11 protein-coding genes are annotated in these 12,897 nt (G+C 48.4%); 1 reads left to right on the forward strand and 10 read right to left on the reverse strand.

The window, feature by feature from the left end; translation table 11 throughout:
• Positions 1–183: 183 nt before the first annotated feature.
• Positions 184–879, reverse strand: coding sequence for a CpsD/CapB family tyrosine-protein kinase (locus tag EXW96_RS09890; protein ID WP_174350483.1), 696 nt, complete (start codon positions 877–879; stop codon positions 184–186).
• Positions 863–1,621: a YveK family protein gene (locus EXW96_RS09895; RefSeq protein WP_174350484.1), complete on the reverse strand. Its 759-nt coding sequence runs from the start codon at positions 1,619–1,621 to the stop codon at positions 863–865. Before EXW96_RS09895 ends, EXW96_RS09890 begins: the two co-directional genes overlap by 17 nt.
• 1,171 nt (positions 1,622–2,792) lie before the next feature.
• On the opposite strand from EXW96_RS09895, the gene EXW96_RS09900 reads away from it, so the two are divergent.
• Entirely contained in the window at positions 2,793–3,167 is a 375-nt protein-coding gene (locus tag EXW96_RS09900) for a helix-turn-helix domain-containing protein (RefSeq protein ID WP_062406761.1), read from the forward strand.
• A gap of 168 nt (positions 3,168–3,335) precedes the next feature.
• Here the strand turns inward: EXW96_RS09900 and glnA are convergent, their stop codons facing one another.
• From glnA to EXW96_RS09940, 8 genes are all read right to left on the reverse strand, one after another.
• A complete protein-coding gene (gene glnA, locus EXW96_RS09905; protein WP_062406759.1) occupies positions 3,336–4,760 on the reverse strand; it encodes a type I glutamate--ammonia ligase in 1,425 nt (474 codons plus the stop codon).
• 251 nt (positions 4,761–5,011) lie between these two features.
• Complete coding sequence (gene aroF / locus EXW96_RS09910; protein ID WP_062406757.1) at positions 5,012–6,058, reverse strand: 3-deoxy-7-phosphoheptulonate synthase; 1,047 nt, start codon at positions 6,056–6,058, stop codon at positions 5,012–5,014.
• A 149-nt stretch (positions 6,059–6,207) separates the two neighbouring features.
• Positions 6,208–6,828: a DUF2062 domain-containing protein gene (locus EXW96_RS09915; RefSeq protein ID WP_309225060.1), complete on the reverse strand. Its 621-nt coding sequence runs from the start codon at positions 6,826–6,828 to the stop codon at positions 6,208–6,210.
• On the reverse strand, positions 6,762–7,709 hold the full coding sequence (locus tag EXW96_RS09920; RefSeq protein WP_062410817.1) for a 4-hydroxy-3-methylbut-2-enyl diphosphate reductase: 948 nt from the start codon (positions 7,707–7,709) through the stop codon (positions 6,762–6,764). Before EXW96_RS09920 ends, EXW96_RS09915 begins: the two co-directional genes overlap by 67 nt.
• A 47-nt stretch (positions 7,710–7,756) precedes the next feature.
• Positions 7,757–9,277 carry an ATP-binding protein gene (locus EXW96_RS09925; protein ID WP_174350485.1) on the reverse strand — a complete coding sequence of 507 codons (1,521 nt, stop codon included), beginning with the start codon at positions 9,275–9,277 and terminating at the stop codon, positions 7,757–7,759.
• A 1-nt stretch (position 9,278) separates the two neighbouring features.
• Positions 9,279–9,971, reverse strand: a complete 693-nt coding sequence (locus EXW96_RS09930) for a response regulator transcription factor (RefSeq protein WP_174350486.1) — start codon at positions 9,969–9,971, stop codon at positions 9,279–9,281.
• A gap of 219 nt (positions 9,972–10,190) precedes the next feature.
• Positions 10,191–11,750 (reverse strand): S1C family serine protease, encoded by a 1,560-nt coding sequence (locus EXW96_RS09935; protein ID WP_174350487.1) that lies wholly within the window; start codon positions 11,748–11,750, stop codon positions 10,191–10,193.
• A 424-nt stretch (positions 11,751–12,174) separates the two neighbouring features.
• A complete protein-coding gene (locus EXW96_RS09940; RefSeq protein WP_062406748.1) occupies positions 12,175–12,600 on the reverse strand; it encodes a YugN-like family protein in 426 nt (141 codons plus the stop codon).
• Positions 12,601–12,897: the final 297 nt, after the last annotated feature.

Raw genomic sequence — 12,897 nt, forward strand, 5'->3', positions numbered from 1 at the left:
TATGTCGTTTTACATTAAGAAAACAACATAGCTTGCAGTTTTATGTATACAGGGCATCTAACCCCTCCTCACATCACACCCTCGACGATATACGTCTAAGGCGGCGAACCGCCCACAGCATGACCGAGTGCCTACAGTGATATAGGTGCAGTAGACATTACCTATAGATTCTTCTAAGCCTAGTTACTTTTTATCGTTCGGACCATAGTAGTAATAGTAAGGACTTTCGTTCTTGTTACGATCCTTGTTGTTCAGAACGACGCCTAATATCTTCGCATTCACATGGTTTAACCGGTCTATTGCTTTACGTGCCGTATCCCGCTTGACTTTTCCGCTATTGAGTACGAACACCACCCCATCGCATTTGGTAGACAACACCTGAGCATCCGTTACCGCAAGCGTAGGCGGCGCATCGAACAGAATGATATCGAACATCTCTTTAAGTTCTTCAAGCTGCTGCTCCAACCGTTTGGAATTTAACATTTCCGCCGGATTGGGGGGGACAGGCCCGGAGCAGATCAACGACAGATTATCGATATGGGTGTCAGAGATCGCTTGCTGTAACGTGAACTGTCCTGCCAATAGATTTGACAACCCGATGCGATTTGACTTCATAAAGAAGTGATGCAGTGTCGGTTTGCGGAGATCCGCATCAACAAGGACCACTTTCTTGCCTTCCTGGGCGAATGCAACAGCCAGATTCGTGATGGTGGTTGACTTGCCTTCGGACGGTTCCGGCGATGTAACGATAATACTTCTAATATGGTTATCGATCGTTGAGAACTGGATATTCGTTCGGAGTGTCCGATACGCTTCTGAAATATACGATTTCGGATTTACATCGGTAATAATGTTGTAGTTCCTAGTTGAGGTTGGCATATGATTTTTCACCTACTTGCTGCTGGTTTAATGATTCATCTATCTTGTTGTTTTTGAATTCATCCTTATGAAATTTGTTAATCGTGACCAGTACAGGCAGCTGCAAGTAATTCTGAACATCCGCTTCTGTCTTGATCGTATCGTCCAGATATTCCAACAAAAAGATGAGACCAATAGCCGCCATTAACGAAACCACGAAAGCGATGACCAAGTTAAGTTCCGGTTGAGGCTTTACCGGCACCGGATGTTCAACCTGCTTTGCCGCATTCAGTATCATGACATTATCGACTTTCATGATTTGCGGGATTTGGCTCTTGAACACCTCCGAGACCGCATTGACGATCATCACCGCTTTCGCATGCGAATAATCCTCTGCACTGACTGTGATCACCTGCGTATCATTGACGGAGCTTACCTTGATCTTATTGATCAGCTGCTCCGTGGTCATTTCCAGTTCCGGATAATCGGCTGCTACATAATCCAAAATAGCCGGTGTCTTCATGATTTCCTTGTAAGTGTTCACAAGCATGATATTGGATCGGACAAGATCGGTCGTTAACGTGTCAAACCCGCTGATTTCATTCGATTTATTGACGATCAGCTTGGTGCTGGCCGAATATACGGGCTTCAAATAATAGTAACTGACAATGCCGGTTGTAATGCAGGATACAAGCACAATAACGACTAACATCCAGATCCGTTTTTTGATGATATTAAAATATTCCTTGAGTTCTAATTCCATGTATACTCTCCGCATCCATTAGATTTTTGACTAACCTGTGTGTAATGTTACATTTTGTATCTAAATGTTTACGTCATTATTTCCCTCCTCTTTGAAACTGTTCTTACATAAGAACATACATTACCATCAACACGATACTAAACGTATCTTATAACGCACAGCACACATCAAATTTACGATACTTTCTGTATCATGTCAATTCATATTTTCATTTTTCTGGTACCCTGAATTCCGAAGAGCCATCATGTTAGATGAGGATCGTGATGCATTCTGAACATTGAAGAGAGCATGGGAATACTTGCCGTTGCCCAAATGAAGCTGTGACAAGACTTTATTGACATCCAATTGAATTTTGGTGTGGCTGGATTCTTGATTTCTCACATTGAACTCTCCCTTTGATCATCCGATTTTTGGAATTCTCAACTGGAATTCTCTAGTATTTCTTGAATTTGTATATTATCACTTTATGATACATTATGTATCTTGTCAAACGATTATAATGCCGATTCATGTCGAAATGAAACTCAATACACACAAAAACAGGAGGATTTTCCTAAAGATTCGTTTATATGAGAAAGTGGTCACATAGATTATTTAAAAAGAAGGAACTATACTTGAGAGAAGATCATATTTCATCCTGCCGTCTCTCATGGATCCTCCCGGTATCAGGATAAAATACCGGTGACATGAAAAATGAGACGGCCATCGAATTGTCCATAAGATTTATCGCTTCAGTCCGATTCCAGATGGAAATGTTCTCCGGCCCAGTTAAAATGCGGCTTTGGACGACGAACGCTTTCGGTTTTGTATGCTAAACTCCGGCAGCCGGATCCGTTATCTAATGTATATTCCATTCATATTCCGGACTGCTCATTAAAATTGCTTGTTAGGCCGGCCAAGGAAGTCCCGGACTCTGCTTATACGGCTGAAACATGACATCAACAGATTAATTTATCAGACATCTTCCCTTAGCAAATGATTTTAGGTAGAATGGATTAAGATAATTACTTTTGACACATAATGTAATAATAATGTGTTCAGAACTAAATTCCATATCTTTATTATTGTCAAGTGATTTTCATCATTTTTTCTTGTGAATTCGTGGTATAATATAATGTAGCGTTTTTTATTATTGATAGATCAATACAGTTTTAAACGGGGGTTAGGTTACATGAAGTATGGGGAGCGCATTGCTTCACTCAGAGAAAAACACGCAATGACGCAAGAGGAATTATCTGCAAAACTTGGTATCACTCGCGCTTCTCTATCCCACTATGAAAACAACAGAAGAGCGCCGGACTATGATACGATCACGAAAATTGCCGGCTTCTTCAACGTATCTATTGATTATTTGCTTGGAAGAACCGATGATCCTCATATAGTGCTTGACGATGAAGTCAGAAAATTCGTGGACAGCCTGGAATTATCCGACGACAACATTTTAGAAAAATTCTCACTGACCATTGACGGTAAAAAACTCACCCCGGAAGAGGCCAAAAGATTTATCGCTTTTGTCCGTGCTGAACGTTCCATCAATAATAACTAATCGACATCAATCCATACGATACATTACGTCAAAATATGCTCTTGTACAGAAAAAATGATTTCTTCTGTACAAGAGCTTTTATTTTATCCGCTGAAAAAATAAAAAGGACTGCCCCTAAGTCAAAAATGGCTTAAGGGTAGTCCTGATATGAAGGAATAAGACCGGATCTTACAGATCGAAATACAGGGAGTACTCGTGCGGATGAATGCGAATGGATACGGCTTTCGCTTCTTCGCGCTTCAGAGCAATGTAGTTGTCGATAAATTCTTTCGTGAATACGCCGCCTTCAGTCAGAAACTCGTAATCTGCTTCCAATGCGTTGAGCGCTTCGTCAAGCGTACCCGGAACGCTGCGGATTTCCGCTTTTTCTTCAGCGGACAGATCGTAGATGTTCTTGTCGAGCGGACCGTAGCCAAGTGCACGAGGGTCGATTTTCTTAGCGATACCGTCAAGACCGGCAAGCAGCATAGCAGCGAACGCCAGGTACGGGTTAGCTGTGGAATCCGGAGTACGGAATTCGATACGGCAGCCTTTTGGTGTTACGGCAGCTACAGGAATACGAATAGCCGCAGAACGGTTGCCTTTGGAGAATACCAGGTTTACAGGCGCTTCATAGCCGGGAACCAGACGCTTGAAGGAGTTCGTGCTCGGGTTCGTTATAGCGATCAGAGCCGGAGCATGATACAGGATACCGCCGATGTAATGAAGAGCCGTTTCGCTCAGGTTGGCGTAGCCGCCTTTTTCATAGAACAAAGGAGTATCGCCGTTAAAGATCGATTGGTGAACGTGCATGCCGCTGCCGTTATCGCCAAACAAAGGCTTCGGCATGAAGGTTGCCACTTTGCCGTATTGTCTTGCTGTATTTTGAACGATGTATTTATATTTCAAAAGGTTGTCAGCTGTTTTGGTCAATGTGTCAAAACGGAAGTTGATCTCGCCTTGGCCCGCCGTAGCCACTTCGTGGTGATGGCGCTCGATGCGCAGGCCTGCTTCTTGAAGCAAACGGCACATTTCGCTGCGGAGATCCTGCTGGGTGTCCGTTGGTGCTACTGGAACATAACCGCCTTTGTGCTTCACTTTAAAGCCCAGGTTGCCGCCTTCATCTTTACGGTTGGAGTTCCAATGCGCTTCTTCGGAATCTACAAAATAAGAAGAGGAATTTTGGCCGCTCTCGTAACGAACTTCGTCAAAAATGAAAAACTCGGACTCAGGCGCAAAGTATGCTGCAGTGCCTACGCCGACTTTTTGCAGATACTCTTCCGCTTTTTGAGCGATGCTGCGAGGGTCGCGCTCATAACGTTCGCCGTCCGGTGTAAAGATATTACACATAATCACCAGCGTCGGGTGAGCTGTGAAAGGATCAACGAACGAAGATTCCGAATCCGGCATCATGACCATGTCGGACTCTTCAATTCCTCTGAAGCCAGGGATGGAGGAACCGTCAAAAGCAACGCCGTTCTCAAAAGTCGCTTCATCCACCTCGGTAGCCGGCAAAGAAATATGGTGCGCTCTGCCGCTCAAATCGACAAAACGGAAATCGACCCACTCAATACCTTTTTCTTTAATCGTGTTTAATACGTTTTGAACTGACATAGTCTCGCTTACCTCCTAAATTCCGAACATTATTGGCCGTTTGTTCGTGCATTGTTCAAGTTTTTGATGATCATGTGCTAATTATAAAACCATTCTACAAGAATCGTCAATACTTATGTCAGGTATTTTTTGCGGAAGTGTTAGGTATGCTTACACACAACACATTTTTTTCACATTTCGGCCATAAAAATGGCTTGACTTTCCTGAGCTCCAGGAAAACCAAGCCTTTTCTGCATTCTAAAGCCGTATATTCAAGAGAGCGGAACAAGCTCTTTTTTCGTATCGAAACGTTTGCCGCACAGTGGGGCCAGCTTCTCCAAATCGAGCATCAGCCTTGCGAATTGATCCGGGAACAACGATTGAACCCCGTCTCCCGTCATGGAGTTATCCGGATCCGTATGCATTTCTACGATCAAGCCGTCGGCACCGGCCGCCACAGAAGCCTTGCTCATCGGCTCTACCAGCTCGCGGCGTCCGGTTCCATGACTCGGGTCCGATATCACCGGCAGATGACTAAGCGACTGAAGGGCAGGAATCGCCGCTAAGTCCAGTGTATTGCGCGTGTAGGGCTCGAACGTCCGGATTCCCCGTTCGCACAGCATAACGTTCGGGTTTCCTCCTGCCAGGATATACTCCGCCGCGTTTAAAAATTCGTCATAGGTGGCGCTGAAACCCCGTTTGAGCAGAACCGGCGTTTGAATCGTGCCCAGCTTGCGCAGCAAATCGAAATTTTGCATATTTCGCGTGCCAACCTGCAGGATATCGGCGTATTCCGCACATACGTCCACATACTCCGGCGTCATCACTTCGGTGATCGTCAGCAGGCCGTGCTTTTTCCCCGCTTCTGCCATCATAACCAACCCTTCGACGCCTATGCCCTGGAAGCTGTACGGCCCGGTTCTCGGTTTGAACGCTCCGCCGCGCAGCACCTGCGCTCCGGACGCCTTCACCAAGCGTGCAATCTCATCGATCTGCTCCGGAGATTCCACGGCGCATGGACCGCCCATGACGACCAGCTGATCTCCTCCGATCTCAACATCCTTGATTTTAATCACGGTGTTGTCCGGGTGAAAATCACGGCTTGCCAGCTTGTATGACTTTGATATTTTTACAACCTGTTCGACTCCCGAAAGCTGGCGCAGCTGCTCAGCCAGTACAGGACTGGCTTTACCGATGATCCCGATGACCGTGCGGTCGACCCCTTTGGACACATGCGTCTTCACATCATGCTTCTCAATATGCCGAACAATTTCGTGAATACGTTCTTCCGGCGTTTTATTTGAAATAATCACGATCATGACCAATGCACGCTCCCCATAAATATGTATTTTATACTTAAACGCTTCGACGCTTATACGCTTTTAAGCTTTTAACTGTTAAAGTAAATATACAACGGAGAGCGGCACTCCGTCAATACTTTTCTTATCATGCCGGAACCCATTCGAATTTATCCTTCGGCTTCGGAAGACAACAGCTGCTCTTTACGCCTTCTGCGCTTTTCCTTTCGTTTTCCGTCAACCCATTCGAGCATCCATTTGACCGGATAGAAAACAAGCAGCCCCAGCACGGCGCCGTTAATGATTCCCCCGACCAACAGCTTCATATTTAATCGGAGAAACGTATTGAGCCATTCCGGCAGGATCGACTGCAAATGCATCGTGACGCCGTGAGGCAGCACTAATGCTCCAACCTGTTTGTTAATAAAAGACATGGGGAGATAGATAACCTTGCCGAACACAAAGCCGATCAAAGCTGCCCCCATGCTCGCCCGCAGTGAATACACCAAAGGGAAGATCAGGAAAAAGGCAAGCCCTGCCGTCGGGAGCGTGAACATCTCAACCGCCAAGCCGATGGAAAAGCCGAGTGCCACCATGACAGGACCCCCTTTGGCCCTTGTCAGCAGCAAATATTGATATTTAAACCAGCGACCGATGCCGTAGACATTGAATGTTTTTTTCTTTCTCGCCGTTTTATTCATCTGCTGCCGTCCTTTACCATGACTTAGACCGTCTTTTGCTTGGGCGCCGGAATCAATCTGGCCATATTGACCGTCCGCCGAATTTCCCATGTCTGCGGATCTTTTGGATTATACTGCTCGAGATAAGTAATGACCTCTTTGGTAATCGGCGTCGGAGTGGAAGCACCGGAAGTCACAGCCACACGGCGGACCGGCTCAAGCCATTCGCGCTTCAATTCGCTCACATCGGCGATGCGGTAAGCTTTGACTCCGGCGATCTCCTCCGATACCTGAGCCAGCCTGTTCGAGTTATTGCTGCGCGGGTCGCCGACCACAATAACCAGATCGGCATCCTTGGCCTGCTCAGCTACGGCCTCCTGCCGTACCTGGGTCGCCAGGCAAATTTCGTTATGAATCTCGGCATGAGGAAACTTCTCCAGCAGCCGGTTCATAATATGCCTGATATCCCATTGACTCATCGTCGTTTGGTTGGTGATGATGATTTTGTCCGAATGGATCTGCAGCTTTTCAATTTCTTCAGGCTTTTCGATCAAATGCACACGGTCCGGCGCTACACCGATGGCGCCTTCCGGCTCGGGATGGCCTTTTTTGCCGATATAGATGATCTGATAGCCTTCAGCGCTCTTTTCCCGAATGAGATTATGCGTCTTCGTCACATCAGGACAAGAGGCATCCACCACCGTCAGGCCTTTCTCTCTCGCCCTGCGGCGAACCTCCGGAGAAACTCCGTGGGCGGTAAAAATGACCGTCCCCTTGTCTATTGTTTCAAGAATCTCAAGACGGTTCGGCCCGTCGAGCGTGATGACCCCTTCTTTTTCGAAAAATTCCGTTACGTGCGCATTGTGTACAATCATGCCTAATATATATACAGGCCGCGGCAAATCCAAATTTTTAGCCGTCTGCATGGCGAGCGCCATGGCATCGACGACTCCGTAGCAATAGCCTCGGGGGGAAATTTTGATAACGTCCATCATAGCACCTGCCTGTTTGTCGAATTTTCGATACTTGCTTATGTCCATTATACTTCATTCCCGGACGGGAGGGAATGATCCGATGATGGAGACGTTCCCTCGGCGACGATCGGGAGCCAAATGACAAAGGTCGTTCCTTCGTCCTTACGGGTCTTCACTTCCACCGAACCGCCGTGCTCGTCGATAATCCATTTGGCGATAGACAGCCCCAGGCCCGTCCCCGATTTTTTGCCGCGCGACGGGTCAGCCCGGTAAAACCGCTCGAAAATATGCGGTACTTCTTCCTTGTCCATCCCGATTCCCGTATCTGCTATGCGGATTCCAATCTGGTCTTTATGACGCTGCGCATCCAACCTGACACTGCCTTGCTCCGTATATTTGAAAGCATTTTCCACAAAAATAAACATCAACTGCTGCAAATAATCCGGACTGCCGTAAACGTATACGCCTTCCCCGGCAGACAGATCCCCGACGATAAAATCAGCGGTACGCGGCAGCATTTGTGCTTTACGTGCAACCTCATCCAACAGCGTCTTCATCTCGACATGCGTTTTGCTTATTTGAAACCCGGCATCCGCACGGGCAAGCGACAACAGGTCACCTACGAGCCGTGACATCCGCTCCGCCTCACCCGATATATCCTTCATGGCTTCGATGGAAAGCTCCAGCCGCTGACCATCCTGCTCCCCTATTTGCAGAGCCGTTTGCTTCCACATTTTCTCCAGCAGCTCTACATTGCCGCGGATCGTCGTCAGCGGTGTCCGCAGCTCATGGGAAGCGTCCGATACGAACCGCCGCTGCGCTCTGTAAGCCTCCTCCAGCTCTTCATATGCGCTTTGCAGTCTGGAGAGCATGCCGTTGATCGTTTGGGTGAGCACGCCGATCTCATCGTTGGGTCCGTGATACTCAATCCTTTTCTGGAGGTCGGCTCCTTTTTGGATCTGATTGGTGGCCTCAATAACCCGCTCGATCGGCCGCAGCGCTTTGCGCGCAAGGAACCAGCCGACCGAAGAGGCAAGCACTATACTGAGCAAAGCCGTAACCGTAAGAATCAGACGAAGCGTGGCCAGCAGCTGTTCATAAGGCTCAATGTAGGTCCCTGCCTGCATCATCCCGATGGCCTCTCCCCGCTGGGATATGATCGGCGTGTAGTAGACCAGAAAGTCCAATCCGTCAATTTTTATTTTCTCGAACCGGCAGTCTCCATCCAGAACACAGGAAATTTGCTTTGCCGGAATATCTGGAAAATGAAGGCCGGCCTCCTCTACATTCGGAGAATAATATTTGCTTCCGTTCTGCAGGTTAACAACCTGAAAATACATGTTATTGTAGCGGAGCAAATCGCGTCCTGACCCGGAGTAGCGGAATTCCAAAGTCAATCCCTTTTCCGACAAGGAAAACTGCGGTACAATCCGCGTTCTGACGCTTTCGGCCTGCTGCTGCAGCTGGGATTGAAGGCTGTCGTAATAGATATAATGCAAAAATAAATACAACCCCGTCCCGAGCAGCAGCAGCGTTGCGGATAATATGCCCGTATACCACAGCGTCAGGCGCATACGAACGGACATGTCAGTCCTCTCCTCTCAGCACGTAACCCGCGCCGCGAACGGTCTGGATGATCCGCTTGTGCCCATGCTCCTCCGTTTTTTGCCGCAGAAGGGCGATATACACCTCAAGCACATTCGATTCCCCGCTGTAATCGTATCCCCAGATTTTTTCCATGATCACGTCGCGTGAAAGCACTCTTCTCGGATTTTGCAAAAACAAATGCAGCAGTTCAAACTCTTTGGTCGTCAGCTCAATCCTCTGCCCTCCCCGGAATACTTCACGGGTATCCAAATCCATAAACACGTCCTGATAATGAATTTTGTTGATTTCCGGCTCGGTTTTGGCCGCCGCTTTACGCCGCAGCAGCACACGTACCCTTGCCAGCAGCTCTTCCAGCGCAAACGGTTTGACCAGATAATCGTCCGCCCCCAGATCAAGCCCTTTAACCCGGTCTGCAACCTCGTCCTTTGCGGTGAGCATCAGCACCGGCACGTCCGAGCCGCCCTCCCGTATGCGGCGCACAACCTCCCAGCCGTCCAATTGCGGCATCATGACGTCCAGAATGACCGTGTCCGGATCGTTCTCCAATATTTGCTTCAGACCGTCCATGCCATGATTCGCCGTCAGCACCGTGTACCCCTCAAACGCAAGGCTTCTGCGCAGCATCGATGTGATTTTTTCATCGTCGTCAATGACTAATATTTTCTCTCTCATATCCCCTTCTCACCATCCTCAACGTTTATTGCAAAACAATGACTCGTCGCTTCAAGATGTCCAACCTTCACGTGTGCGCAGCAGAACTCGCCCTCGAAGGCAGGAAAGTTCTTCATCGGTCGCTTTCTTACATCTTAACAAATTGACGGATCTCGAGAAACTCCACCGGGGCAAAAAAAAGCAGAGCATCCGAAATGGTCCGCTCTGCTTGTAATCCCATTATTGCTGCTTCTGTGCGTTCCGGTCGCCGATGGTGACTTCAATGTTTATTTTCTGTCCGTCACGCATCACGCCGATGGTAGCTTTGTCGCCAACCTTTAATTTTTGAATTGCGCTGACCGCCTCCGCCGATGTTTTCACTTTGGCTCCGTTCACTTCCACAATGACGTCATAAGGACGAATGCCTGCTGTAAAAGCGGGGCTTCTCCGCTCAACATCGGAAACGATCGCACCATCGGTATTCGGAAGCTTGAGATCGGCAACCCAGTCCTTCTGTACGTCACCCAGCCTTACCCCGATATAAGGAGCCGGTTCTTTGGGAATTTCCACGTTATTCTTCAGGTTATCCAGTACCGCATTAATCGTGCTCGTCGGGATGGCGAAGCCGATACCCTGCGCCTGGGAACTGACCGCCGTATTGATGCCGACGACTTCACCATTCAGATTCAGCAGCGGGCCGCCGGAGTTGCCGGGGTTGATCGATGCGTCGGTTTGAAGCAAATGCTTGTATTCGCGTGTTCCGTTACTGTCCGGAATGCTGATCGGACGTTCCTTCGCACTGAGCACGCCCACCGTTACCGTATGGTCAAAGCCGTACGGGTTGCCGATCGCCACTACCCAGTCGCCGACGTTCAGGTTATCCGCATTGCCCAGCGGCAGCGTCGGGAAGTCTTTATCGCCTTTAATTTTCAGAGCGGCCAGGTCAAGATCGTAGCTGTTGCCGAGAAGCTCGGCTTTGAACGGCTTTTCATAGCCTTGCACGTAAACCCAAATTTCATCCGCGCCGTCAATGACATGCTCGTTGGTCAGAATATATCCGGACTTTTCAAAAATGAAACCGGTCCCCATGCCTCCGGGCTGCAGCTGATCGCTGTCCGGCTGCCGGCCGCCGTTATCACCAAAAAATTGACGGAAGAACGGATCGTCGAAAAACGGATTGCCGGTGCGGCTCGAGGCTTTAGGTTTCACCTTGGTTTCGATCTTTACCACCGCCGGACTGGCTTGTTGAACGATGCTCGACACACTGTTCGGGCGGCTGATATCCAGAGCGGAAGGCTGTACGCCACCGTTATTGGAGGATGCTGCCGGAATCGAACCGTTCGATCCTCCACTGTTCATCACCCCTTCAGCACCCGTAAACAGGTTCATTTTATCGGAGGCGAACATCAGCGAACCGACCACAACGACCCCCGCCATGAACGAGGCAAAAATAGTGCGGAAGCTGCCGGAGCGTTTCGGCTTTCCGACCTGCCAGTTTCCCATGCCGCCGTTCGTTATATTCGGCTCCTCAGGTGAATGAAAGCTGTAAGTCCGCAAGGGCTTCGGCGGGGTGACCTCCACCGGAGGAGAACCGGCATTCTCTCTTGCCGCCGCACTCTCGCCGGGCTTAAACGGTCCGTAAGAAAAGTAATGAGATGAATGCCGCTCAATATCTGCAGCTTTTTCCTCTTTCATCTCCTGCTTATCGTCAATCTCTTGCTCCTTATGATGAGAGGAACCGTCATTCGCACGACCAAAGAAGTCATATAACGGATTGCCATTTTTATTGTTGTTATCCATAAGACCAAACCTCCATCTTATTCAGGTTTCAATAGGATTGTTTAGCTCTCTGTTCTTGTATTCCATATTGCACCCGCGACATTAAAGAAACCTTAATAAAAAATAAAATGGAGTTAAAATCGAATATTGTCGCAAATCCTCCAAAATAAGGGGCTCATATCCGCGCAATTAAGCGGGTCCGTCACTAGTTCGCCATCAGGCGAACACGCTCGGACAGACGCGGGGGATTCCTCCTCAGTTGCTCCCAAGCACGCACCGCTCCAACTGAAAGCGTATCCGTCCCCAGGCTGCTGAAAGCCAGGCAGGGAAGGACAAATCGCGAGCACACGCTCAGCCTTCCCGGTATACTCGCCGCAACGCTCCCCCGACAGCTTTCGTCGTCCAGGGGACGAAACCCCTGGGGTCCCCCTTAGGTAAGGGGGATTTAGGGGGATGTGTCACCACTCCACCCCTGCTCCACTTCCTTCAGCAGCGACTTCGCCTGCGCAACCCACTTGTCCTCCACCGGGGCATCCTTATCGAGCGGTTCCTGAAACTGATCGATCAAAGCGCCGGATACTCGCACCTGGGCTTCTTCGTCCAGCCCTTCATTATACACATGCTTCAACACAAACGGAGTACCGATTTGAACGACCGCATCCGTGGAGTCCGCATCCCCGTCCAGAACACCGTGAGTGACTTGAAAAGGAATCCGAAGCCAGACCTTGCGGCCTTCATCCAAATAACGATCAAAGCTGCCGTGCTCATAATCCCAATTTCCGCCCAAAACAAACTCATGCTCATGCAAATATTGCCGTACCTGATCAAAATTTTCTTCGCGGTTCAACAATGACGAATCCAGGGGAATCATCCGTATCTCCTCCAACCGTTAGCAGTGTTATGGTCTATTCATAGAATGGACTACATATGGGAAAATTATGCCCATATGTATTTTCTACTCAAAATACCATGCACATGTTTGATTGGGGATCACGATGAACTCCGCATTTACCGTACGAATGAAAAACCTCATTGGACCATTGTCCTTATTGATACGGTCTGCCTGCCGATGTATACATCATTTTTTTCTCAAACAAGACCAATTGTATAAACCATTTTATTTTTTTTCAATACAATAAATTAAGCTGCTTTACATTTTTTAAAGACG

It is taken from the genome of Paenibacillus sp. JMULE4, from assembly GCF_013337105.1.
GTDB lineage: Bacteria > Bacillota > Bacilli > Paenibacillales > NBRC-103111 > Paenibacillus_G > Paenibacillus_G naphthalenovorans.

Coding starts and splice junctions, on each gene's coding strand:
- EXW96_RS09930 (WP_174350486.1), bottom strand. CDS start 9,971: ATGAGAGAGAAAATATTAGTCATTGACGACGATGAAAAAATCACATCG.
- EXW96_RS09900 (WP_062406761.1), top strand. CDS start 2,793: ATGAAGTATGGGGAGCGCATTGCTTCACTCAGAGAAAAACACGCAATG.
- glnA (WP_062406759.1), bottom strand. CDS start 4,760: ATGTCAGTTCAAAACGTATTAAACACGATTAAAGAAAAAGGTATTGAG.
- EXW96_RS09890 (WP_174350483.1), bottom strand. CDS start 879: ATGCCAACCTCAACTAGGAACTACAACATTATTACCGATGTAAATCCG.
- EXW96_RS09940 (WP_062406748.1), bottom strand. CDS start 12,600: ATGATTCCCCTGGATTCGTCATTGTTGAACCGCGAAGAAAATTTTGAT.
- EXW96_RS09935 (WP_174350487.1), bottom strand. CDS start 11,750: ATGGATAACAACAATAAAAATGGCAATCCGTTATATGACTTCTTTGGT.
- aroF (WP_062406757.1), bottom strand. CDS start 6,058: ATGATCGTGATTATTTCAAATAAAACGCCGGAAGAACGTATTCACGAA.
- EXW96_RS09920 (WP_062410817.1), bottom strand. CDS start 7,709: ATGGACGTTATCAAAATTTCCCCCCGAGGCTATTGCTACGGAGTCGTC.
- EXW96_RS09895 (WP_174350484.1), bottom strand. CDS start 1,621: ATGGAATTAGAACTCAAGGAATATTTTAATATCATCAAAAAACGGATC.
- EXW96_RS09925 (WP_174350485.1), bottom strand. CDS start 9,277: ATGTCCGTTCGTATGCGCCTGACGCTGTGGTATACGGGCATATTATCC.
- EXW96_RS09915 (WP_309225060.1), bottom strand. CDS start 6,828: ATGGGAAATTCGGCGGACGGTCAATATGGCCAGATTGATTCCGGCGCC.